This window comes from Alexandriicola marinus, from assembly GCF_004000435.1.
Classification (GTDB): domain Bacteria; phylum Pseudomonadota; class Alphaproteobacteria; order Rhodobacterales; family Rhodobacteraceae; genus Alexandriicola; species Alexandriicola marinus.
In genome coordinates, this window is the sequence record NZ_RBVZ01000062.1 from 1 (window position 1) to 598 (window position 598).

A 598-nucleotide genomic window follows, 5' to 3' on the forward strand; every position below is an offset into this window, starting at 1 on the left:
CCCTGATCCCCGCCGTCACCCATCACGAGATGGCCGAGGTCACCGCCATCGAGGCGCTCCGCGCCCAGTGGAAGCCCGAGGCCACGGCCCGCGGCGTCAAGCTCACCGCACTCGCCTTCCACGTCGCAGCCCTCGCCCGAACGCTGCGCGCCTTCCCCCGCTTCAACGCCTCGCTCTCGGCCGATGGCGAGACCCTGATCCTCAAGGATTACGTCCATATCGGCATCGCCGTCGACACGCCCCACGGCCTCATGGTCCCCGTCATCCGCAACGCCGACCACATGGGCCTGTGGGACATCGCCCAGGCCATCACCGACCTCGCAACCCGCGCGCAGGCCCGCAAGATCGCCCCCGACGAGATGGGCGGCGCCTCCATGACCATCACCAACCTCGGCGGCATCGGAGGCACCGCCTTCACCCCCATCGTCAACCCCCCCGAACTCGCCATCCTCGGCATCACCAAAACACAAATCCTCACCGCATGGGACAACGACACACCCAGACCAATCCCCATGGCACCCATCGACCTCTCCTACGACCACAGAGCCATAAACGGCGCAGACGCCGCAAAATTCTGCAAACATTATGCAACGGTGAT

At 65.7% G+C, this 598-nt stretch carries 1 protein-coding gene; it reads left to right on the forward strand.

Annotation, left to right across the window (positions count from 1 at the left end; translation table 11 throughout):
* Nucleotides 1-29: 29 nt before the first annotated feature.
* Nucleotides 30-598 (forward strand): 2-oxo acid dehydrogenase subunit E2 (locus tag EP376_RS22685; protein WP_338068423.1); only part of this gene is annotated, 569 nt, incomplete at its 3' end.